Source organism: Alphaproteobacteria bacterium, assembly GCA_033762625.1.
Lineage (GTDB): Bacteria > Pseudomonadota > Alphaproteobacteria > UBA9219 > RGZA01 > RGZA01.
In genome coordinates, this window is sequence record JANRLI010000022.1 from 1 (window position 1) to 23,593 (window position 23,593).

General features: G+C 48.2%; 21 protein-coding genes and 1 tRNA gene. 4 read left to right on the forward strand and 18 right to left on the reverse strand.

Annotated features, from left to right (window positions below):
- Nucleotides 1–182 (forward strand): ATPase (locus SFW65_09735; GenBank protein ID MDX1923393.1); only part of this gene is annotated, 182 nt, incomplete at its 5' end.
- Here the strand turns inward: SFW65_09735 and SFW65_09740 are convergent.
- The 4 genes from SFW65_09740 to SFW65_09755 form a co-directional block, all read right to left on the reverse strand.
- Nucleotides 179–1,042 carry a VacJ family lipoprotein gene (locus tag SFW65_09740; protein ID MDX1923394.1) on the reverse strand — a complete coding sequence of 288 codons (864 nt, stop codon included), beginning with the start codon at nucleotides 1,040–1,042 and terminating at the stop codon, nucleotides 179–181. The two genes, SFW65_09735 and SFW65_09740, sit on opposite strands and share 4 nt — an antisense overlap.
- A 109-nt stretch (nucleotides 1,043–1,151) precedes the next feature.
- A complete protein-coding gene (locus SFW65_09745) occupies nucleotides 1,152–3,719 on the reverse strand; it encodes an MMPL family transporter (GenBank protein ID MDX1923395.1) in 2,568 nt (855 codons plus the stop codon).
- Nucleotides 3,720–3,742: 23 nt separating this feature from the next.
- Nucleotides 3,743–4,165: a nucleoside-diphosphate kinase gene (ndk, locus tag SFW65_09750; GenBank protein MDX1923396.1), complete on the reverse strand. Its 423-nt coding sequence runs from the start codon at nucleotides 4,163–4,165 to the stop codon at nucleotides 3,743–3,745.
- Nucleotides 4,166–4,251: 86 nt separating this feature from the next.
- On the reverse strand, nucleotides 4,252–5,025 hold the full coding sequence (locus SFW65_09755) for an SDR family NAD(P)-dependent oxidoreductase (GenBank protein ID MDX1923397.1): 774 nt from the start codon (nucleotides 5,023–5,025) through the stop codon (nucleotides 4,252–4,254).
- A gap of 30 nt (nucleotides 5,026–5,055) precedes the next feature.
- Between SFW65_09755 and gmk the strand changes: the two genes are divergently transcribed.
- Complete coding sequence (gene gmk / locus SFW65_09760; GenBank protein ID MDX1923398.1) at nucleotides 5,056–5,706, forward strand: guanylate kinase; 651 nt, start codon at nucleotides 5,056–5,058, stop codon at nucleotides 5,704–5,706.
- A 1-nt stretch (nucleotide 5,707) separates the two neighbouring features.
- Here the strand turns inward: gmk and SFW65_09765 are convergent, their stop codons facing one another.
- The 7 genes from SFW65_09765 to lptF all read right to left on the reverse strand — a co-directional run bounded on the left by SFW65_09765 (nucleotide 5,708) and on the right by lptF (nucleotide 13,239).
- Entirely contained in the window at nucleotides 5,708–6,034 is a 327-nt protein-coding gene (locus tag SFW65_09765) for a hypothetical protein (GenBank protein MDX1923399.1), read from the reverse strand.
- An 81-nt stretch (nucleotides 6,035–6,115) separates the two neighbouring features.
- A complete protein-coding gene (gene rsmA, locus SFW65_09770) occupies nucleotides 6,116–6,928 on the reverse strand; it encodes a 16S rRNA (adenine(1518)-N(6)/adenine(1519)-N(6))-dimethyltransferase RsmA (protein ID MDX1923400.1) in 813 nt (270 codons plus the stop codon).
- On the reverse strand, nucleotides 6,925–7,995 hold the full coding sequence (pdxA, locus tag SFW65_09775) for a 4-hydroxythreonine-4-phosphate dehydrogenase PdxA (protein MDX1923401.1): 1,071 nt from the start codon (nucleotides 7,993–7,995) through the stop codon (nucleotides 6,925–6,927). The genes rsmA and pdxA overlap by 4 nt, the downstream gene beginning before the upstream one ends.
- Entirely contained in the window at nucleotides 7,992–9,224 is a 1,233-nt protein-coding gene (locus tag SFW65_09780; GenBank protein MDX1923402.1) for a peptidylprolyl isomerase, read from the reverse strand. Before SFW65_09780 ends, pdxA begins: the two co-directional genes overlap by 4 nt.
- Before the next feature lie 17 nt (nucleotides 9,225–9,241).
- Nucleotides 9,242–11,032 carry a hypothetical protein gene (locus SFW65_09785; GenBank protein MDX1923403.1) on the reverse strand — a complete coding sequence of 597 codons (1,791 nt, stop codon included), beginning with the start codon at nucleotides 11,030–11,032 and terminating at the stop codon, nucleotides 9,242–9,244.
- Nucleotides 11,033–11,038: 6 nt separating this feature from the next.
- Nucleotides 11,039–12,121 carry an LptF/LptG family permease gene (locus SFW65_09790; GenBank protein MDX1923404.1) on the reverse strand — a complete coding sequence of 361 codons (1,083 nt, stop codon included), beginning with the start codon at nucleotides 12,119–12,121 and terminating at the stop codon, nucleotides 11,039–11,041.
- Entirely contained in the window at nucleotides 12,121–13,239 is a 1,119-nt protein-coding gene (gene lptF, locus SFW65_09795; GenBank protein ID MDX1923405.1) for an LPS export ABC transporter permease LptF, read from the reverse strand. Before lptF ends, SFW65_09790 begins: the two co-directional genes overlap by 1 nt.
- A gap of 95 nt (nucleotides 13,240–13,334) precedes the next feature.
- On the opposite strand from lptF, the gene SFW65_09800 reads away from it, so the two are divergent.
- Both SFW65_09800 and SFW65_09805 read left to right on the forward strand, forming a co-directional pair.
- Entirely contained in the window at nucleotides 13,335–14,828 is a 1,494-nt protein-coding gene (locus SFW65_09800; GenBank protein ID MDX1923406.1) for a leucyl aminopeptidase, read from the forward strand.
- A 55-nt stretch (nucleotides 14,829–14,883) separates the two neighbouring features.
- The gene (locus SFW65_09805; protein MDX1923407.1) at nucleotides 14,884–15,330 is read left to right on the forward strand and encodes a DNA polymerase III subunit chi; all 447 of its coding nucleotides are present in this window, start codon (nucleotides 14,884–14,886) and stop codon (nucleotides 15,328–15,330) included.
- A gap of 2 nt (nucleotides 15,331–15,332) precedes the next feature.
- Here SFW65_09805 and SFW65_09810 read toward each other — a convergent pair whose 3' ends face one another.
- The 7 genes from SFW65_09810 to SFW65_09840 all read right to left on the reverse strand — a co-directional run bounded on the left by SFW65_09810 (nucleotide 15,333) and on the right by SFW65_09840 (nucleotide 23,576).
- Nucleotides 15,333–15,917, reverse strand: a complete 585-nt coding sequence (locus tag SFW65_09810) for a hypothetical protein (protein MDX1923408.1) — start codon at nucleotides 15,915–15,917, stop codon at nucleotides 15,333–15,335.
- Nucleotides 15,918–15,935: 18 nt separating this feature from the next.
- Nucleotides 15,936–16,901, reverse strand: a complete 966-nt coding sequence (gene mltG, locus SFW65_09815) for an endolytic transglycosylase MltG (protein ID MDX1923409.1) — start codon at nucleotides 16,899–16,901, stop codon at nucleotides 15,936–15,938.
- Between the two features lie 7 nt (nucleotides 16,902–16,908).
- Nucleotides 16,909–17,880, reverse strand: a complete 972-nt coding sequence (locus SFW65_09820; GenBank protein MDX1923410.1) for an SDR family NAD(P)-dependent oxidoreductase — start codon at nucleotides 17,878–17,880, stop codon at nucleotides 16,909–16,911.
- Nucleotides 17,880–19,184, reverse strand: a complete 1,305-nt coding sequence (locus SFW65_09825; GenBank protein ID MDX1923411.1) for a nucleotide sugar dehydrogenase — start codon at nucleotides 19,182–19,184, stop codon at nucleotides 17,880–17,882. The genes SFW65_09820 and SFW65_09825 overlap by 1 nt, the downstream gene beginning before the upstream one ends.
- Before the next feature lie 32 nt (nucleotides 19,185–19,216).
- Nucleotides 19,217–19,291: transfer RNA gene (locus SFW65_09830), tRNA-Val, on the reverse strand.
- Between the two features lie 51 nt (nucleotides 19,292–19,342).
- Nucleotides 19,343–22,414: a hypothetical protein gene (locus SFW65_09835; protein MDX1923412.1), complete on the reverse strand. Its 3,072-nt coding sequence runs from the start codon at nucleotides 22,412–22,414 to the stop codon at nucleotides 19,343–19,345.
- Nucleotides 22,415–22,523: 109 nt separating this feature from the next.
- Nucleotides 22,524–23,576: a GvpL/GvpF family gas vesicle protein gene (locus SFW65_09840; GenBank protein ID MDX1923413.1), complete on the reverse strand. Its 1,053-nt coding sequence runs from the start codon at nucleotides 23,574–23,576 to the stop codon at nucleotides 22,524–22,526.
- Between the last annotated feature and the right edge of the window lie 17 nt (nucleotides 23,577–23,593).

Consider the following 23,593-nt stretch of genomic DNA (forward strand, 5'->3'; position numbering starts at 1 on the left):
TCGTGCTGGCGCTGGGCATGCAGGAAAAAGAGTTCACGGCAGCTGATGTATTTGAAGCCGCCGAGGTCGAAAGTACCTACCAAATTGAAAAATGGGGCACCGACATTGAACTCATCGCACGTAGAAACGGCATTGAGTTTGAGCTCAATGCCGTTGAACAATGGTTTAAATTACTTGATTAGTGCTTAGCAGGTGCCGCTGGTGCGGTTGCTGCTGGAGCTGCGGCTGGTGCAGCGGCCTTTGCTTTGCGTTTCTTGTATTTCTTCTTCGCAGGCGCTGGTGCATCACCGTATTCAGCTTCGTTGTTCGTTGGGGCAATACCCAATTCAGCTTGACGATGTTGACGGCTCACGCTGCGCAGTTGTGCGTAGAAATCCAACGAGCCTTTTTCCAAAGCATCAAGAGCATCAAGGTACTTGGTGCGTTTATCCAGCGCATAAGCACCTGTGTTGGCGATGGTGTAGCGTACGCCAGTTGCCGTACCGCCGTAACCATCTGCAATGTAGCCCCAAGGCTGTGCCGCAGCGTCAACCGCAAAACCAACAGCATCACGTGGGTTAGATGGGCCAAGGATAGGCAATACAAGGTATGGGCCTTCTGGCGCGCCCCAAACGTGCAGGGTTTGACCAAAGTCAGCTGCAACGGGTTTCAGGTCGCTTTCCGAACCCATATCAATCATACCGCCAAGACCTGCGGTTGAGTTTACGAGGAAGCGGTTGAAGATTTTACCAGCATCAGTTGCACGGCCTTGCAACAGCGCGTTTGCCATACGAACAGGTTCGCCGGAGTTGTAAAGTACGTTGCCAACGATGTCGCGAGCGAAATCGGGTACTACATAACGGTAAGCTTGTGCTGCTGGCTTCAGCAGGATGCGGTCAAGAACCTGATTGAACTCAAAAATCGTGCGGTTCATTGGTTCCAAAGGATCATTGTTGCGTTCGAATTCTGCACGTTCAGCAGGATCGGTTGGCGCAGTTGCGCAAGCTGATAAGCTCGCAAGCAAAAGTAATGCGGCAAGAGAAGCGAGAATTTTTGAAGACATTGTGTGCAGCCTTAGAATTCGAAGTTTGAAAACGAGAAGTAGTCAGGTGGTGATGAGCAAATGTGGCAGAAAGAAGTTAGCGAGGGATTACCGTTGTACAACATTTTAACTATTTAGACGATTTACCTAGCAAGACTGGCAAAAAGAATAAAGTCGTAAACAATACGTAAAACAACGACAGCGTTAATAAAAGTCCCATTGACGCAGTTCCGGGATGATTTGAAACCGAGAGTGACCCAAAAGCCACAAGGGCTGTTGCAGCGCTGAACAGTACCGCTTTGGCCATGCTCGACTGCAGTGGCTGGTCATTTCCCTGCCGCCAATACACTACAAAGTAGATAGAGTATGACACGCCAAGCCCAAGTAATAAGGGTAAGGCGATGATATTTGCAAAATTAATAGGCAGATGGATCAGCGAAGCTGTACCTAAAGTCAGCACTGAAGCAAGCACCAACGGGGCAAGAACAAACAGGGTATCACGGATTTTTTGCAACACTATCCACAGGAGGAAGAAGATCATGGCGATGGAATAAACCGCCGCCTCCACAAAGGCGCGTTTGATGGTGTTGGCTGATTCTTGGATAGAAATAGGCGCTCCCGTTGCTTCAGGAGCAATTTTTTTAATCGCGTTATAGAATCGGACCAGATTGTCTTCATCGCGAACATCGCCATTGGGCTTCACTTCAATGCGCGCGCGGCCATCGCTGGTTAGCCATTCGTTTTTCAAAACATCAGGCATGTCGTCAACCGTTACAGGTTTCTGCGCGAGGCGAGATCTAACATCATCCAGCATGTGCTGCATGGTTGCCTTGAAGATGGTGTGGATTGTCATGACCTTCGTATCATCGAGGGTCAGAAGTTGTTTCAAGTCCGCTATGACTGCGGCAGCATCAGGCCCCAAATCAGGATGCGCGCTAAGCTTCACCGCAAACTCTGCTGCAACACGCTTCAATTCGGCCGCATCAGGGTCTGGCTTAACTTCAGTGGGGTTGAGCGGTACAGCAAACAAATTGGCAGTATCCTGAATAAGTGCAATTTTTTCAGCCTGCTTTTCAGGAAGAAAAGAATTGATTGTCATAGCGCTCATGACTTCGGGAATAGCGCGCAATTGCTCTGCAAGCGCATCTGCGCTTGCCAAATCCTTACTTAAAATATCAACGGTATAGGAATTAGTATCAGGGTCTTTCAGCAGCTCCAACGCGGTTGAAACGGATTCTGTTTTCGGATTTTTTAAATTCAGCGGATCAAAATCAAACCGCAAAAATGCGCATGCAGTAACTGCAATAACAAATAATACGGCAAAAGCCAGTAAGATTTCACGGCGATGGCGTTCCAAAAACGCATCGCTGGGCGCTGCCCATTTATACCCCATGGCTTCGGCTTCAGCGCCGGGTTTGATGAAATGGAGCAGGGCAGGAAGAAGGGTAATGTTCAGTGCGAAGGCAATCAGCATTCCGCTACCTGCAATCAATCCCAATTCTGCAACACCACGATACGATGTAGGGGTGAATGATAAAAATCCTGCTGCAGTGCTTAATGCCGCCAATAACAACGGCACAGCAACTACCCATCCCGTGCGTTTCATCGCGCCAGCTAAATCAGGGATATGAAAACGCACATCGCGATAACGCACCCCAAACTGAATGCCAAAATCAACCGCAATGCCTGTAAACATAACAGCAAAAGCAACGGAGATAAGATTAAGTGACCCAACGGTCAGTAATGCAAAGGCGGTGGTAATGATTAGCCCTGAAACCAGCACAATAAAAATCGGAACAATCAACCGCCATGAACGCAGCGCCATAAACAGCAGCAGGCAAATCAGCGCAAAGGATGCAACCAGCGCCCATCCCATACCTTCGGAAATGCTCGAAAATTCCTCATCTGACAGTGCAACAGGCCCGGTGATGCGGATAGTTAAGTCATACTTTCTTTGCAAATCATGTTCGGCAATAAAGGCGCGGATGTAATTCGTCGCGTTTTCTCCTGGTGCTAGTGCCGCGTAATCAAGAACAGGCTGTGTAAGCACAAAACGGCGTAATTCAAATTTGCTGGCTTGTTCACCGGCCATGAAATAACGCCATGCATTTGCATTCGTTGGCTCGGCTAATGATTTCTGCATGGATAGATGCAGCCGTCGAAGCAGCGGCGCAATATCTTCTTTACTGGCTTGTCCTGCCGAAATGCCCATCAGCGTCAAATCAAGCAGCCCGAATACGCCACGCAGCGACGGATCAGCGGCCAGCGTTGCCAGCAAAGGCTGTGCTTTCGTCATTTGTTCCAGTATCATGGATAACGGTTCTTCAGAGACGAACAGGAAGCCGTTTTTTTCAAAGAACGCATTCGCGTCCAGACCACGCACAGTCTTGAATAGTTCGGGCTTTGCACGCAGCGCTGCTGCAATTTCTTCTCCAGCGATCTGCGTGCTAACGCTGTCTTTGCCATCAATTACGATAGCCAACAAATCATCGCGCTGCGGGAATGCTTTTGAAAACGCAATTTCGCGCTGGCGCCAATCTACCTTGCTATCCAGCAAGCTAGTCACGTCAGTATTCATTTTAAAATGATTACTGACGTAAAAACCGGCACCTACAACCAGCAGGAGGTAAAATAAAACTACAGCCCACGCGCTTTTGCGTGAAACATCTACAACCGATGCGACTGAGTTTTCAATCATGCCCTGTAAATTATACGAGTGAATTATCCAACGAGTTCAATGCCGCTAAAGAAGTATGCAATTTCAATTGCTGCATTTTCTTCGCTATCCGAACCGTGAACGGAATTGGCTTCAATCGATTCAGCAAATTCCTTACGGATGGTGCCTGGGGCAGCGTTTGCTGGGTTGGTTGCGCCCATGATGTCACGGTTCTTGGCAACGGCATTTTCACCTTCCAAAACCTGCACTACTACTGGGCCGGAAATCATGAAGCTGCACAGATCGTTGAAAAATGGGCGTGCCTTGTGAACGCCGTAAAATGCTTCGGCTTGCGCTTTGGTCATATGAATGCGTTTGCTTGCGATAATACGCAGGCCTGCTTCTTCAAACTTCGCGGCAATTTTGCCGGTGAGGTTGCGTTTGGTTGCGTCAGGTTTGATGATTGAAAATGTACGTTGGATAGCCATGAGTAACTCCGGAAGAACTATAATTATGTGGGTGCTTTATAGACAGGCTTCAGGGCTTGCGCAAGCGTGCGATCATTCGCTCGGTGTTATTGCTTGAATGCTGGTTTTTTTGGCAGTTTCGTCAGGAGCGGATCTGTCCAGCTAGGCGGCAATACGCCCAGTAGCCATGCAGCAAATGCCGTGGGCCACGGGAATGCAATCCGCGCTTCATTACGCGCCAACCCCTTCACGATAATGTGGGCAGCTTTTGTCGCATCCATCATAAACGGCATGGGGAAGTCGTTCACAGCCGTCATTGGCGTTTCGATATAACCGGGGCAAATTACATTTATTTTGATGCCCCATTTGGCGTATTCACCGCGTAATGCTTCGCCATATAACCGCACTGCTGCTTTACTTGCACAGTAGGCAGGTGCACTGGGAAAGCCACGAAAGCCAGCAAGCGAAGCCATAATGGCAATTTGTCCGCTGCGGCGATTTTGCATGCGGGGGATGATGGGGTGGATGGTGTTTAAAACACCATCCAGGTTTGTTCCAAAAATAGCGCGTGCTTGCTGTTCGCTTTCGCCTGCGCCAAATGTTCCGGCAGAAATTCCGGCATTTGCAATGAGCAAATCAATCGGTTTTTCCTCATCGGCCTTTATCAGCATTGCTTTTAAATTATCCTGCTGCGTTACATCAACAACGCCAACCCAAATTTGCGCGCCGGTGCTGGCAAGTGATGCAGCAATCGCATCAAGCTTGTCTTTGCGTCGCCCCAATAGCCCGATGCGGATGCCGGCGCGTGCATAGGCCCGGGCAAGAGATTCGCCAATACCGCTGGATGCGCCAGTAATAACGATATGTTGTGGTAATTGCATGACCGCCCTAAACGCGTTATGAAAGATGCCATGACATCAACCTATTCTTTCGGCGAAATCAAGCGCCGCGGTTTAATGCTGGTCCTTTCATCTCCTTCGGGCGCAGGAAAGACCACCATCAGTCGCGCCATTCTGCAATCCGACCCTAACGTGAACATGTCTATTTCTTGCACCACGCGCAAAAAGCGTCCCGGTGAAGTGGCGGGGGTGGATTATCATTTCACCACGCAGGAAGACTTCAATCTGATGATCAATCGCGGGCAGTTTCTGGAATATGCGCAGGTATTTGGCAATATGTATGGCACGCCCAAGGAACCGGTTGATTTAACGCTTCATGCCGGTGGTGATGTATTGTTCGATATTGATTGGCAAGGCACACAGCAGCTTAAAGAAAAAGCGCGCGAAGATTTGGTCAGCGTGTTTATCCTTCCGCCATCCTCCAAGGAACTGGAGCGCCGTTTGATTGCGCGTGCGCAAGATGAAGATGCGGAGATTAAAAGCCGCATGGCCAAAGCCGCGGATGAAATGAGCCATTGGGCTGAATATGATTATGTGATTGTAAATAACGATATTTCTGAATCAGTCGCCAAGGTGCGTTCAATTTTGGAAAGCGAGCGTTTAAAACGCCGCCGTCAGGAAGGCTTATCGGATTTCGTCAAGCGCTTACAAGATGGCCTATAAGTTATCCTGTCGGAATGCAGCTGATTAGTTTTTGAAGCGCGGCATTGTTGTTAATCATCGAATCTGATGACCGAACTAATCCGCCAGCAGAATTACGGACGTTGGTTCCTGCAAAATATTGCGGCGATGCGCCAGGAATTGAAGAAGGCACTTCACGTGCAACCATCTCATGCTGCAAGCCATCCGTGCCAAGATAGGTTCCCTTGGCAACAGTTTCACCTTGTTGTGGAAAGGATTGAATGTCTGCATGTGTTCCTGCCATCATCGCTGGCATATTAAAGCCAACGATTTTTGCTGCATCGACAATGCATTGATATTCTTTGCTCATACACTGCCTATATATTAGGTCAGCGTATTCTAAATGCGGACGGTAAATGACATATAAACAATTATGGTTAACGCAAAAAAACTACGTTATTATCTTGGTCAGCCTCACAAAATCATCGACGCTTAATTCCTCTGCCCGTGCTTCGGGTTTGATTTTTGCTTTGGCAAAATGATCATCCGTCAATTGGCCTTTGAAAATACTGCGCAGCATTTTGCGGCGTTGGCCAAATGCTTCCTTTGTAACATTTTCAAATGCTTCGATGCTGACGGGGTATTTGGTTTTCTTTGGCCGCAATACCACAACCGCACTATCAATTTTAGGCGGCGGGGTAAAGGCGCGTGCGGGAATGGTAAAAGCATATTCCACATCGCAGCAATATTGGCACAGGACACTTAGCCGTCCATAGGCTTTGCTACCAATTTTTGCGGTAATACGTTCTGCAACTTCCTTTTGGAACATCAGTGCCATGAATTCGTATTCTTGTGCACGGTGCAGCCAATTCACCAATAACAATGTCCCAATGTTATAGGGAAGATTGGCAAGGACTGCGCGCGGCGCTGGCGTTATCTCCACAGGGTCAATTTCCAGTGCATCTGCGTTGATGATGCGCAGGCGGCCATCTGTATCATCTACCAGTGGCTGTAATGCGTCGATAAACCTGTCGTCGCGTTCAATCGCAATAATATGTTTGGCAGGGCTTTCAATCAATGCGCGGGTTAATCCGCCGGGACCTGGCCCGATTTCAATTGCAGTGATACCAGTTAAATTTCCTGCTTCGCGTACAAGCCGCCGCGTTAAATTCAAATCGAGCAGGAAATGCTGGCCCAGACTTTTTTTTGCCTTCAAATCATGCTTGGCAATAACTTCACGAAGGGGCGGCTGTTCTTTACTCATGCTTTTACGGTTTTATAAGCTGCGCGTGCAATCGCCAACCCTTCCGCGCGTTTTAATGCTGCGATAAGGCTTGCGGGGTCGGCAACGCCTTTCCCAGCTATATCAAATGCTGTGCCATGGTCGGGTGATGTGCGTACAATCGGCAAGCCCAGCGTGATATTCACGCCGCCATGAAAATCTAGTGTTTTTATGGGAATAAGTCCTTGGTCATGATAAAGGCATATCGCGCAGTCGTACTGCGCGCGCGCGTTTTTGTGAAACATGGTGTCCGCTGGATGCGGGCCAGATATATCAATGCCTCGCTCGCGCAACTGCTCAATCGCGGGTATAATAATTTCAATTTCTTCAAGACCCATCGCGCCGTGTTCCCCCGCATGCGGGTTCAATGCGGCAATCGCAATGCGCGGTTTGGCAATGCCAAACATGTGGCGTAATGAACGCTCAACGGTAAGCGTTTGGTTTACAATCAAACTGGTGGTGATTTTATCTATCGCATCTTTGAGGGACACATGAATGGTGGAAAGCGCCACGCGCAACGTATCAATTTCCAGCATCATCACCGTGGCTTTTGTCGTATTGCACAGGCTTGTCAGGTATTCCGTATGCCCCGCAAAACCAAATCCGGATTGATAGAGTGTGCTTTTATGAATGGGCAACGTGACGATTGCGCTGGCATCTCCATCCATCACGAACTTGGTTGCGATTTTGATGCTGTCTAATACCGCGCCCGCATTGGCGGGGTCGGCTATGCCGGGTTTTACTTCCGTCTCCAATTCCAAAGGATAAACGGGTAGCGCGCGGTTGAATACAGCATTGGCCTGTGATGGATGCTCGATTTTCTCAACGGGCACAAACATGTTCAGGGCCTTGGCTTGTGCATCGGTGAATTCAGGGTCACCGACCAAGAAGAATGGCGGGATGTGCGTGTTGCGCCGAGCAAGCCAGCTTTTGAACAACACTTCAGCGCCAATACCAGCAGGCTCACCCATGCTGACGCTGATGGGTTTCTGGTTTGATGGCGCTAGAGGTTTTGGTTTAAAGAATGCTTTTATCTGGTCAAACATCATTCACGCATTTCAATAGAGGCAGAGCGTTGCAAATCACGCAGCAGGCGGCGCGCCTGTAATTCCAGCTTTTCATTGCCTAATGATGCGAGGATGGTGTTACGGTCAGCTCCGCTATCATTGCGTTCGCATACATATAGTAAAATGGCATAGCCATTCTTTTCCATCGCTGTGCTGGGTTCATTCAAGGGCAGGCTTTGCGCCAATTTGGCAAGCCAGGGTGGCAATTCGCCAATCCGTTTTTCGCCTAAATCGGCTGTTGTCCAATCTTGATATTGGCCAATACGTGAGGTAAGCGCACTGCATGATGCAACGCTTTGCCGGAAGCGGTCAATTTCGCCTTGTACGCTAGCCATAGTGCGGCCTTGTAATGCAAAATTGGCTTGGCGCATGTGCACTTCAATCGCGCGTGGGTCAACCGCGCTAATAATGCGTTCCTGTTTCTTTGCCAAAATATGAAACCCGTCTGGCATACGAATGGGCGGTGAAACATTTCCAACTGCGATTGCCTGCGCGGCTTTATCCATATCGCCGCCTAACTGTCCTGGTTGTATCCATCCCAAATCGCCGCCATTCAATGCGCCAGTGCCTTTCGAGAATTGCTGCGCAATCACGTTAAACGGCGTGCCGTTTTTCATGCGTTCAATCAAACTCATGGCCAGTTCCTGAACCTTAGGTTCATCGGCTGGATTATCGACATTCAGAAAAATTTCCGCCATCAGGTATTCGGGCTTACCTTCATTTGCTTTAATGCGTTCCAGAACGGCGCTGACCTCGTCATCGCCAACTTCAACTTGCGGGCGGAGCTGGCGTTGAATAACACGCGTCCACATTAGCGTTGCTTTAATCTGGTCAACCAGCGTTTGCTTTGGAACATTACCCTGCGCCAGCATTGCGGTCATGTCATCCGCTGTCATGCGATTTTGCTTGGCGATGGATGCAATTGCGGTTTCGACTTCTGCATTGGTTGCATCAATGCCGCTGTGCTTGGCTTCCTGCGTTTGCAGCTTTTCTTCAATCAGGTTCTTGATAACGCGTTCACGTACGCTTTTGCTATTTGCTTCGTTGCGCTCCAACCCGGAGCTTAGGAAAATAAGTCCCATTCGGTCTTCGACATCGGCATTGGTGATCGCCTCATCATTTACTACTACCACAATGCGCGTGTCTTCCGCATGCACGGGCAGGGTAATGAACAAACAAAACACAACTGTTAAAAGCTTGAATATCATCATTACTTTTTAAAAACCATTTATGGCAAAAGTTTATTCCAATCCTTACCCTTGCGCTCCAAACTTACCCAGTCGTCATTTTTGGGCATGCCAAAGGCCTGCATGGCTAATTCATCCTGAGGTGCAACCATAACTGCATCATAGCGTTCTGCAAAGCGTTTCACCGCTTCGGGCGTGTTTTCGCCAGTGTAATGGGTTACATAGCCGGTCAATTCGGGCTGATGTTGAGGCGATGCCATCAAACACCATTCAAAGCGTATCATGGTGTTTTCAAGGCCGTTGGTGTTGGTGCCAATCAGGCCAACTTTCCCTTGCGGCGGCATTTTTGCAAAAATAATACGTGCATAATCGCGTGTCGCCTGAATAGATGGCAGCGGCTTTTCAAACCCGTTCGATGTAACAAAGATAAGCGCTGCGGCTGGGATTGCCAGCACAAGCAATGAGCCAATACCACGCAGCAATAAACGATATTCTTCATAGCGTGGGCGCATAAATTCCACGATTTTTAAAATTACAATCATTATGGCCGCACATTGCAATTGCGACATATAACGAAAGAATGATGCTGCGGTTTTTATCTCCCATTCCGAAAAACGGCTACCGATATAGGCGAGCGTCAGGAATGCCCAATGCCCCAACGCTATGAGTGTAAAGCACATCACCAATTGGCGAAGTGGCGTTGCAGGTTTAAGTGCAGATGCCACGCCCCAAGCCATAAGCCCAAACAAAACGCCAAAGAAGCCGATTTTGTCAATGGCAGCCAGCCCCATCGCATTGAGCAGTTCGGGCAAAAACCACCATTGCCAGTCATGGAACGGTTTGAAGGTGAAAGCAAGGCCAGCAAGGTGGTGTGCCTTATAAAATTCCCAAAACCCGTTGACGAGTAGAGCTGGAAGCATGCTGAGCAGCAGCGTTTTTAAAACATGCAGTTTGCGTGTTGGTGTGGTAACCCACAAACTGCCGACAACTAGTGCCAGCATGAATATGTTGGCCTGTTTGATTTGCACAAACACAATTGAAAGCAACGCAAAGCTTAGGGCATATCCTCGTTCTGTTGTTTGGCAAAACTGCCAGCCCACATATACGAGTAAGCCCAGCAGCACGGCGGTCGTGTATTCGCCGTAAGCACTAAATAATAACGTCACATCCAGCGCAGGGTTGGCAAGTGTGATGGCAAGGAAGATGGCAACAAATAAACGCACCTTCTGCCAATTATCTTTGGTGTCGGGGTTGATTTGCTGCCCCAAAAATCCCGCAAACAACACCAGTAGAAATAAATTCACTAGTGGTCCAACCACTTCTACGAATTGCCCAACAATCCATCCAACCGATGAAATCAGCAGCATAAGTCCATAAGGGTAAGCGGGCCATGCGGAATAGGCCACTGGTCCACCAGCGGCAGGGAAACGTCCATATTGGAATAGGAAATGTGCATTGGGCAGCCAATGGGACATATCATCCCATTCGCGCACGGGATAATTGCAAAGGCCATACAACAGCGGAAGCAAGACAATAAGTCCTGCAAAAAATGTTATGGGCAATGATTTGGTTATGGTGCGGTCTTTTGAAAACATAAACAAGCCAGCAGCAAACAGTACCAGCAAGAACGCAATCATACCGCCGCCTGCCATCCATGGCGCTAATACCAGCATGAATAAAATACAAACCGCCCAACCGTAGAATGGGTTGAGGGCAGTGATATTTTCTTGAATGTTAAGCCATTTTGCAGTGCGTGCACCAACCATACCAAAGCTCAGAAAAATCAAAACACAAGCAGCAATGATTTTCAGATTTAAAAGAATGCTATCCATGCGCGCCTAACCGTCTTCAAGGTGGAGGAGGGCGGTCGCGCCAGCGCTTAGCGCAATCAGCGGTGTTGCAAAAGCTGCTAGTAAGGTAGGCAAGCTTTGATTTGCGCCAAGCGTATAAATTACATCATTAAATCCAAAGGCAAAGCTTCCCACACATAATCCCCCCAGCGCTGTGATGAACGCGCCGCCTTGGCGCGCCATTCCAAGCGAGAAACAAGCCGCAAAAAAGACCATTGCACAAAGAAACACAGGCTGTGCCAGTAATGAATAATACAACATCCGGTGACGTGTACCGGGGAATCCCGTTGCCTCGAGCGATGTAATGAAGCTCGGCAATTCCCAGAATGAAATGGTATTCGGGCTCGACATGCTTTCTTGAATTTTTTCAATCGTCAATTCAGTTGGCAAATTATAAGCAGTGAGTTTCTGTGGCGGTTTGTTTTTCCAGTTGAACCAGCCATCCGTAATTTTCCAATTGCCTTTTTGTAACACCGCTTGCTCTGCATCAATGCGTCCAAGATACGCATTATCCTTATCATAGATAAATGCAATAAGTGGTTTGATAGTGAGTGGGTCAAGCGTTACCGCATCTGCATGGAGAAGGAAATTTCCATCTGTATTTTTTTGGCGTAACCAAAGCCCGGCTGAGGATAAATCCAGCAATGCGCTGCGGTCGATATATCGTTCTTCCAATTCCTGATAAGATTTTTTCATAAGTGCGCCAAGTGGGTTCACAATACACAGATATCCAACGCTTAGGCAAAAGGTGCACACCAGAACGGGGAATAAAAATTGCCATACGGAAACCCCGATTGCGCGCACTATAATTAGCTCCTGCGTGCGAGTAAGGCGCCACAACGTCAGCATTGCAGCAAATAAAGCAATAAAAGGCAAAATTTTCTGGCCAATATCTGGCAAGTTCAAAAACGCCATCATCAACACGATGCCATAAGTTACATCGGGTTTGGTGCTGGTGCGCCGAATAAGCTCAATCGCATCAAAAACGAATACGACGCTCAGTAAACCAATTAAAATAATCAGAAACCATTTAAGATATTGCTTGCCAATATAGATGGGTAGGATTTGCATTATTCCTCCGCCGCTATTGTTTTGAGCACAGGGCGCGAAACTTTGTCTTGCGCTAGGCGGTGCAGTGCAATCGGCAGTGGTACCAACGCAATCAGGTAAAGACCAAGCACGAACCATATATGTTTGGCAATCATATTCACTACCGAAAGCATCACCGCTTCCAGAAGAATAACTGTTGCAGCCGCCAGGATAATTTTACGCGTGATGCCACGGCGGTCAAAACTTCCTGTTAAAATAAACATGCACGAAATTAACACAAACGTGATGGCAAGAAACGGCATGGTCAGGCGCATATGGAATTCTGCAAGAAACCGCATCGCGGTTTGTGGCGTTGCATCTGTTCCTGATGGGGTAAGCAATTCATCCATCATGCGTTCACGTGGTTCGCGCCAGCGGGAGCTGAAATTATCGTCCAACGCCCCTAAATCGACCATATAGCTGTCGAAACTAAGCTGCGACAGATTGCCGGTTTTGCGGTCAACATCCTGTCTTACGCCGTTTTTCACCAGCACCTGCGGGCCATGCACGCCGTGAATAAGTTCGCCGGATTCAGACATGATCGTGACCGGTTTTTCAGGCTTGCGTGTATCGTGAATAAGAATGCCAAGCATCTGGCCTTCATGGCCACGCTCATGGGCGTAGAAGGTCAATCCTTCTTTGATGTCATTAAAGCTTCCGGTGCGTAGCAATAGCACCGAATGGTCATCGCGGATTTGGTATTGCAATCGCACCAATTCATGATTAGCGATGGGCGCAATATAGGTTGAAAGCGCATAACCGATTAAGGCAACCACAACACCCACATAAAATGCAGGCATAGTCAGCGCCATGGGACCCATACCGCTGGCCTGCATCACCACCAATTCGCTTTCCATGATCATGCGATGGTAAACGAATAGCGCGCCGACCATAAGACTTAGGGGAAGAACAAGCGGTAAAAAGGTCGGCAGGATTAAGAGCATCAATTTAATAAATGACCACAATGTGCCGCCATTATTAATGACGAGGGCGAGCAGCTTAATTGACTGTGAAAACCAGATAACAATGGTCAGTGCCAGGCACGAAAACAGTACCGAGAGTAAAATCTGCCTGAAAAGATAAAAGCTAACGCGATTCATGAAGGGTAACTTGCCAGCGGTGTATGTTGCTTTATATTCTGGTTTGCAGCAAAAGTCCAAACTGCTTCTATCCATCCAGCCTTAAGGTATTTTTAATGAAAATCTCGTTTTCGCCCGCACGCTTGCCCGCCAATGCTTGCCTTGTCTTAGCCGTTACCGAAGGCCCAGAATGGGGCGCTGTGGGTAAATCCCTTAACAAGAAAAGTGATGGCCATCTGGCATCCCTTGCCAAGAAGCACCACTTCAGCGGCAAGAAGGGAGAGGTTCTAACACTCCTTTCGCCAACCGGAATGTCGCTTGACCGTTTGGTGCTCATCGGGCTTGGCGCTGAAAAAGATTTAACCGAACAACGTATCGTGGAAGCAGGTGGCGCGGGCCTTGCATCTGTACCTGTTACTAAATTCAGTGAAGTCTATGGCGCGATTGATGTGGGCAGCAAGGAAGCAGCGAATGCTTCCGCACAATTTGCGCAAGGTTTCGCGCTGCGTTCATACCGTTTTGATAAATACTTCACCAAAACTCCGAAAGATAAACTGCCCACGTTAAAAAAACTGACCGTGCTGGTTGATGACACAAAGCAATCGCAAAAGGCCTTCGCTCGATATGATGCCGTGAATAAAGGCGTATTCCTTGCCCGCAATCTGGTTAGTGAGCCTGCAAATGTCATTTATCCTGCGAGCTATGCAGCGGAAGTTTCAAAGCTCAAAACATTGGGTGTAAAAGTTGAAGTGCTGGGCGTAAAAGAGCTCACTAAGCTTGGTATGGGTTCATTGCTATGCGTTGCGCAGGGTAGTGAAAAAGACGCGCGCGTTGTGGTGTTGCATTATAAAGGGAACCCAAAGGCTAAGGATAAACGTCCGGTAGCGTTTGTCGGCAAGGGTGTGACCTTTGATACCGGCGGTATTTCATTAAAGCCCGCAGGCGGTATGGAAGATATGAAATACGATATGGCGGGTTCTGCTGCTGTGGTTGGTACCATCACCGCGCTTGCATCACGTAAAGCAAAAGTAAATGCCGTCGGCGTAATCGGTTTGGTTGAAAACATGCCAAGCGGTAAAGCAACCCGCCCGGGCGATGTTGTAAAAAGCATGTCCGGCCAAACGATTGAAGTAATTAACACCGATGCAGAAGGCCGTTTGGTGTTGTGCGATTTACTCACCTATACGCAGGAAAAGCTCAAGCCACGTTTCATGATCAATCTTGCAACGCTCACTGGTGCAATTGTTATGGCGCTGGGCAACGAACACGCAGGCTTGTTCAGCAACAATGACGAATTGTCGCAACAATTGCTAAAGGCAGGCTTGGCGGTTGAAGAAAAGCTGTGGCGCTTCCCGATGACGGAAGCTTATGACCGTCAGTTGAACAGTGATATTGCGGATATGAAAAACGCATCGAATGAACGCGTACCGGGCAGTATTTACGGTGCACAATTCCTTGCACGCTTTGTCGATAAAAAAGTGCCATGGGCACATCTGGATATCGCGGGTATGGCATGGACGAAGCGCGATTTGCCCGCATGCCCCAAAGGTGCCACGGCATACGGTGTACGCTTGCTTGAAAAGCTCGTGACCGATAATTACGAAGCGTAACTTCACTAGCGGTTGCGCCCCGCTTTTTTATTGGGCGCAGAGTGAGTGAAAAAATATGACTGAGATACGCTTTTATCATCTTAGCCAGAAAAGCCTGACACAGGCCTTACCAGAATTGCTTGAAAAAGTAATCGAACGCGGTTGGCGGGCGGTTGTTATGGCATCTTCGCCCGAACGGGTGGAAGCGCTTACGCAAACCCTGTGGACCTATAATGACCGCGGGTTTTTACCGCATGGCAACGCCAAGGATGGTAATGCGGAAATGCAACCCATCTGGCTTACGCCCAAAGATGAAAACCCGAATAAGGCAAACGTGTTGATGCTCACGGAAAATACAACATCTGAAAATTTGTCATCTTATGAACTGGTGTGCCAGTTGTTTGATGAACAGGATGAAGGCGCGGTAGATGCTGCGCGCACGCGCTGGGCAGAATATAAGGGCTTAGGCCATGCGCTGACCTATTGGCAGCAAAGCGAAACCGGATGGGCAAAGCGTGCCTAATTTTATTCGGCTGGCTTTCCTATCTGTCTGCGGCGAATAACCAGATAAACATACATCGTGGTATTCACAACAATCATCGCACAAGGAAAAATAATATTCACCAGACTGTAATTCTGCATCGCCAGCAATGCGAAAACATGTTTTGGCGGGCACATAATGTAGGTTATGACATTTTCATCATATGGTTTATTCCATGATTTGCGTACCGTCGGGCCGTATGCAATCACATCAATAATGGTTGATAGGATAATGGAATAAAGAGGATCCTTGGCAATAATCCATAACGGAATGGCGCTAAGTCCACCGATAAAATAAAACCAATCGCTGCGCGTGATATTTTTATCAGCATATTTGAATGACTGAAAGACGATTAAGATATTGCATAATAGCGTGAACCCAGATGCCCATGCACCTGCGCCAGCTTTGCTTGAAAGCTGTCCCATAAAGACCACTGCTGTTGGAATTGCCCAAATTACCCATGTAAACAGATGTGGTTTTGTTTGCCCCTTATGAACTGTAAGCATATAGGGCAACATGGAAAGCAGCGCGAATATTACGCTTATATAACCGTATATTTCTTTGCTCATCGTATTATATTCTGCGAATTACTTATTTATCTTATGCCAGTTCGCGACATTTCGGTTGTGTTCTTCCAGCGTTTCGGCAAATGCGTGCCCGCCAGTTCCATCCGCAACAAAATAGAAATACGCATTACGTTCAGGCAAGGCTGCGGCCATTATTGCGGCCTTACCTGGATTAGCGATCGGGCCAGGCGGCAGTGCAGGAATTGTATAAGTGTTGTAGGGGGTGGGAGTACGCAAATCATTCGCTGTCAACTGACGGCCCAGCGGTCTGTTGCCAAGCGTAATGCCATACGTAACGGTTGGGTCGGATTGAAGCATCATTCCTTTTCGCAAGCGATTGATGAATACGCCTGCAACACGTCGGCGTTCCGCGTCAATGCCAGTCTCTTTTTCAACAATCGATGCAAGTGTAAGAAGTTGCTGAGGGCCGGTTAGCGGCGTTTCGCTATCACGCTGTGCCCATGCGGTCATCAAAGTTTCTGTCATTGCCTTTTGCATTTCCTTGATTTTGGAATTGCGGTCATCGCCCAACGTAAACTGATAGGTATCGGGAAGGAGGGAGCCTTCAGCAGGTAAAGGTTCAATCCGACCACTTAATCCCTGCTCGGCATTTAAAATTTGTACAATTTCGGCAACGGTGCGGCCTTCAGGGATGGTGAATTTGCGTTTCACAATGTCGCCTGCTGACATCTTGGAAATAGCTTCACCCAGTGTCAGATGCGGAGCGAACATATATTCGCCTGCTTTTAATTCGGGTTGATGTTGCAGAAAATAGCGGATGCGGAACAGCAGCGCGGATTTAATAATGCCTTCCTGTTCCAGCTTTTGCGCAATCCCAGTCGCGTTGGAGCCTCGCGCGATAATTACAGTTTTTGGTTCGCTTAGTTCACTTGGTTTCTGCAATTGATAAAACAGATATGCGCCACTGCCACCCAGCAGGATGATTAATAGAAATAAGGTTGAAAGGCAGCCATATAAGAATCTCATTTAAAAACTATAGCTTATTATAATTTTTATACCACGCAACAAAGCGGGGGATTCCTTCATCTATCGCAGTTTTGGGAACAAAGCCGAGGATTTGCGTGCTTTCGGTGATATCTGCGCTGGTTGATGGTACATCACCCGGTTGAATAGGTTGAAAATCATAAATGGCTTTCTTGCCTAGCGCGCTTTCCAAAACGCTGATGAAATCAGTCAGTTTTTCTGGATGTGAATTGCCTAAGTTGAATACGCGATGCGGCACGTTGTCTGCTGTAACAGATAATGGGTTGCTTAGTGTTGCCAGAATTCCATCAACAATATCGTCAATATAAGTAAAGTCGCGTTGCATCTTGCCATGATTGAACACAGCAATCGGCTCACCAGCCAAAATATTCTTCGTGAATAAAAATGCCGCCATATCTGGGCGACCCCATGGGCCATAGACGGTAAAGAAACGTAGCCCCGTAGCCGGAAAGCCAAACAGGTGCGCATAGTTATATGCCATCAATTCGCCCGCACGCTTGGTTGCGGCATAAAGTGATACCGGCTTTTCAACTGCATCCTTGATGGAGAAAGGGATTTTGGTATTCCCGCCATACACTGATGATGAGCTGGCATAGACAAAATGCTTTAAATTCGGGGTATTTCGTGCCAATTCCAACATCGTTAAATGGCCGGTAATATTGCTATCAATATAGGCTTGGGGATTTTTAAGTGAGTAACGTACGCCAGCTTGCGCTGCCAAATGAATGATGTGCGTAATGGTTTTAGGCAAATTAGCAATGGCGGCTTTGTCGGCCACATCCATTTTAAAAAACTGGAAATTTTTTTGCGGTAACAATTGATCAAGTCGCGCCTGTTTCAAATTCACATCGTAATAGGTGTTGAGATTATCAATGCCGATGACTTCTTCACCGCGCTTCAACAGTGCCTGTACCGTGTGAAAACCGATAAATCCTGCGGCGCCTGTTACCAGAATAGCCATTACAGGCTCCAATAATGAAGGCTGGGTGGAACTTCCGCTGGATTAAGTACGGATTTAATATCCATAACCAACGCACCCTTGTTCAGCGCGCCAAGTATTTCTTTTTTATTGCTCAAGAACTGGTTATGCGGCACCGCAAGTACCAAGGCATCCAAATTGCTTAAATCGTCTTTGTTACAAAGCGTTATGCCATATTCTTCATGTGCCATTTGTGCGTCAACCATCGGGTCATAGACGAATGGCTGTAGGCCAAGCAGCCGCAATTCTTCGATAATGTCAGGAACGCGGCTATTGCGTAAATCGCGCACATTTTCCTTAAAGGTCAGACCAAGAATGCCGATGCGGGGAACTTTAGCTTCCGCCTTATTGTCCTTGAGCCATCCGCTAAGCTTACGCGCAATGAACGCGCCCATGCTGTCATTAATGCGCCGGCCTGCAAGAATAACTTCCGGGTGGTAGCCCAGTTTTTCAGCGCGCGTTGTCAAATAATAAGGGTCAACACCAATGCAATGTCCACCAACCAAACCGGGCGTGAAGCGCAGAAAATTCCACTTCGTACCCGCGGCATCCAAAACATCTTTAGTGCGGATATTCATGCGGTCGCAAATCAGTGCCAGCTCATTCATCAATGCCACATTCAAATCGCGCTGCGTATTTTCCAAAACCTTTGCGGCTTCGGCAACTGCGATGGATGGAGCTTTATGAAGGCCAGCCTTTACAACCGCGCCATATACTGCCTCCAAGCGATTTAGTGTTGCGGTATCTTCTGCGGCAATCACTTTGGTGATGTTTTCCAGCGTATGAACGGGGTCACCGGGGTTGATGCGTTCGGGCGAATAGCCCAGCTTGAAGTCTACGCCCTGCTTTAATCCGCTGACAGCCGCTATTTCCGGCCCACAGATTTCCTCGGTCAAGCCGGGATACACGGTTGATTCAAACACGATGACGGGCAAGTTGAGAGAAGGTGTGGTGCTTTTGCGTTTTGCCAGAACCTTGCCAATAATCGCGCAGGCAGAGAGGAGTGGTTTTAAATCCGGCTGTTTGCCTTCGGTAATTGGCGTTGGAACGGTCACAATAAAGAAGGTTGCATCTTCCAGCTTCGTGGCGTCCGCGGTTACCGATAGTTTAGCCTCTATTATCGTTTGTGCTGAATGTTCGCCTGTCCAGTCGTGACCTTTTTGCAGAGCTTCAACGCGCGCAGCAGAGATATCAAACCCGATAGTCGAAGGAAATGTTTTGGCAAGCGATAGCGCGAGCGGCAAGCCTACATACCCCAAACCGATGATAGCGATTTTTTCAGACACGGTATTCAGACACGGATTGGTCGCTAAAAAAGTGGTGGACACAACAGGGATTGAACCTGTGACCCCTACCATGTCAAGGTAGTGCTCTACCGCTGAGCTATGTGTCCCTAATCAAAGGAAAAAGCTGTTTACGGCTTTTGCTGTGGTGGGTCAAGTTTTTAACCAGTCTTACTGGTATCGCTGCCGGTTGGCGGGGTTGTACCGCCAATTTTTTCGATGCTTTCAGCAATATGGTGCAGGCGGATAATCGTCGCCATGACGGTATCAATAAACGCCCGTGATTTATCTGGGGTCAATGTTTCTGTTTCACCCATCGGGTTAATAAAGCCCGTGCCATCAGATGAGAAGCGGTCAAGCATTGCGGAAATGTTTTCAATCTGCTGTTGCAATTGATCCAGATTTGCTTTTTCCGAGAATTCGGCAACCGGGCTTGCTGGTGCAGGCGGCGGCGTTACCACCTCAATTACGGTATTGCCATCAAGTCGAATGGTGCTGAGTTTATCCGATGTACCTTCAAGGCGCTGTGTAATATCACCCAGCTTACCAACCACATGTTCGGAATGGCCTTGCAGTTTGCGCATAAGTTGGTCAAGTGCCTGGGCTGCGGTTTCAACGCGGCTAGCATCCACCACCACATTAACGGGTTCCTTATCCTTTTCTTCGATGCGCTCAAACCCGCTTTCCACCTGCGCGCCAAGATTTTGCAGGCTGGTCGTAGTGGATTGCACATCCTGCGCCATTGCTTGCAAATCGGCTTTCAGTTGCAGTAGGTCTTTGGAAAGTACGGTGTCGATGGCATATCCCTTTTCCAATCCTTCATGGATAAGGCGCATCGCAGGAACCAGTTCTTCGCCAAGATTAATAGTTGGTGCTGGCAGCGGCGTTGATGCTTGCTTTGCAATTGCGGCAGCAGCGGTGATTTGTGCCGAAGTTGCGCTTTCCACTTGTTCTTTAAGTGCATTAATTTTCTCATCAATACTGCTATCCACAGTGCCGATTTGTTCGGCAAGGTTTTTATACCCTGCGGTCAGCATTTCTACCCATCGGCCGATTTGTTGGCGTACGCCATCAAACTCTTCTTTAATATTGCCGATGGTATTGGCAAAACTGGCATTCACTTCTTCGAAGCGGATCAATAATTCGGGGTTGGTATCTCCCGCTGCCTTTAATGGGACAGATCCACGAATGCCTTGCGCTTCACCAAGGGATGGAACGATTTGACCAAGCTGTCCTGCAACCGCGCCAAGTGTTCCCGTAAGCTGGCTAAGAATACCAAGACGTTGCGCCATATCCTGAACAGAAGAGTGAACCGATTGAATTTGCGATTTGGTTGTTTCAACGACATCTTTATTGCCGCGCAGCAGGCTGGATGTTGCTTCATCAATGCGAAGAGACATGTTGGCGATTTGCAGATCGAAGTTATTGGCATTGTCGCTGATGCGCTGTGTTTGCGTTGTAAGGGTAGTCAACAGCTTTTCGGTGTCCTGCGTTACGATTTCGGTACGCGTGTTCATGGCACGCACATCCTGTTCCAACGCAGTCAGTAATTGGCGTGATTGTTGTGCATAAACTGACCATTCATCGCGCAGCTGTGTTTGCAGCGTGTTGCTGGAATCTTTTAGCTGTTCGAATATGGGTGCGGTTTCGGTGATATTGGTCTTCCATTCATTGCTGAAGCTCGAATATTCATCACGGATGGATGTCAGAATCCGTGCCAGCATTTCCGTATGCCCATTCATATTATCAAGCGAGCCCTTCATGAGCTCATGAGCTTCGTTCAGCTGGCTGGAAGCCTTGCCAATCGACTCTCCACTTTCATCAATGCGGCGGAATGCAGACGCGCTCTTTTCTTCAAACAAAGCCATACGGCCATCAAAGGTGTTCATCGTTTCTGATGCCTGAACGGCACTGCGTGACACATCTTCGAGTAAGCTAGTAATACGGTCGGTCTTTTCTTCCGTGTCTCCAAGGAATGCGCGGATAGCCTGATCATGATTTGATACGCTGTTAATCGCTTCATTAAGGCGCGTACGAGCGGTTTCGGTTGTTTCCTGCATAACCTTGCCGCTGGCGCGAAGCAAATTGGTTGCCGACTGTAATTTTTCGGTAAGGTCTCTTGCTTGGTTGCTGAACGTGGTGCTTGCTTCCAGACTTTGTTTTGCGGCTGTTTTGATGTCGCGGTCAGAAGCGCTGAGCAATTGCAGGGTTTGGGCAACGCGCGCACCGGTTGCACCAGCAATCTGATTAAGCGAATGCATGTCTTTCGAGAACTGGTCAACCATTTGTTTGGCCTGACCTTGAATTTGATTGTTCTGGTGGAAGAGGGTTGAAAGTTTTTCACCCCATTCATTGGCAGTTGCGTTTATCTGTGAACCGGCATCGGCTATCGTAGCGCTCAGGTTCTTATTAGCATCGGCTATCGTTGTGCTGATGCTGGTATTCGCTTCCGATATTGTTTCTTTGATATGTGAGCGCGCGTCACTGATGTGCGCATTCACGCTGGAAATTGCGTCTTCCAGTGTGCGGGTCTGGCGTGATGTTAAATCGCCCAATTCCAGAATGCTTTCTTGTCCGTCTTTACTAACCGTTGCCAGTGTTTGGCTATGTTGGGTCAGGTTTTCAACGGTCTTTTGCAAATCGGCGATCAGAGCTGTGAACACTGCTGCACTGCGCCCTTCAAACCGCACATGTTGTGCGCCGGTTTCGGTTTCCACAACCATATCGGCGAGATTAACAGTGCCCTTGCGGATATTGGCGATGCTGCGGGCCAGACTTCCAAACGCGTCGCTACGGTCTAATCCCCAGATGTGGCCGTTCAAATCATTTTCTAGTAATTCACGACTGCTGCGTTCCAGTTTGCGAAGCGGCAGCAGTAATCCAAAACGAAACGCAAGAAAGCAAAGCAGCGAAAACACCACAAGCCCCGATGCGCAGATTGAAATCAGTTGATAAAGTTGACGATAACTATCGGTAATTTGCGCAAGCTTCATCCTGTCTTGCTGCACATCGATTTCTGCTTTGTCCTGATCAGCATAGCTGTGTGATTTGATGCGCTCATCCCACATGGTTTGCAATGTGCTAACCGCCTCACGTGTGGACTTTTCATTTTGAATAGCGGTAAGTCCAAGGAAGCAGGCGAATCCAACAGCGATGAGCAGCCCTGCAAGACCAATTAACAGTGGCGGATTCGTCTTGGAAGGAGGCAAGCGTGTTTGTTTCGATAAAGACATGATATCGCAAGCAGCAAAATGCAGATTAAACCTGTGGATAATATACGCGAGTTCAAAGCTTTATCGCAACTAAATCATGCAGAGAATAAAGGGCTAAAATCTTTCCGCTTTAGGCACGTTTCAATATTGCATCATCCCAACGCGTAACCCCACGCTGAATCCGCATAAGCGGTGTTTGCCGCAATGTTTGATGGTCACAACGCAACCATTGCTTATCCGGATTGTTTTCCTGACCATTATTTTGCTGCGCTGCAAGGCGGGTGAGGTAACGATACGATTGGGTAAGGCGAACCATCACATCGTTTGAACCTGTGTTATTTGTGTTGTCCGGATGCAAATTCTTGACCCGTGCGCGATAGGCGTTTTTGACCTCGGTCATGCGGGCCACCGCACCTATACCTAAATCGCGGCAAGCTTGTTTTACAATCTGGCGGTCAGGGAGTTTTACTTCCACGCGTGCGAAATTGCAGGCTGGCAGGGGGCCGGTAAGACGCATATCCAGACGGCCGCGACATTCCTTATCCATCTGCTGTAAAATATTCACAACGCGTTCTTCCTGATGCGCTTCAATCAGCAAAATTGCCTGCAACACAACATCGTTATCGTTGTTTTCAAGAATAATAATATCCTGCAAATGGCGCTGTAATTGCAACAACATCTGGTCGCGCAATGAACGACGTTCATTTTCGATTGCATTAGCCGTTGCGCCGTTTTTTGGAAAGCGCGTCATCAATTGCTGCATGGTGGTGTTGTCCCAACGCACAATCAGTGAAAACTGGCGCGATGTACCATAGCGGCCTAGCAAATCAACAATATCGCGTTGATGGTGCGCCAAGGCCTGCACAATGGATGATTGATGCTGGAAAACACTGTCAAATGACGCAGGAATGACTTTACCCAAAACGGTCACTGCGCCCAACATGCGGTGATAATGCATCAGGCGTTGCAACTTCACACGGTCAGTATCGTTCCATGGCCAGTTTAGAGGTTCTTGACCAACCAGAGCGTGCAACATGCCGTTAGAAATAACCATGACTTCCTGATCGCCGATTTTACCGCCATTTTTTTTCAGCGTCATGCAGCCTTCGTCATCGGTGAAACCGAAGACGCGCAGCGTTGATTGCAAAAGTCCGGCAGCGATGTTGTCGGTAAGATTATTCATGGTTGATCCGAAATTGA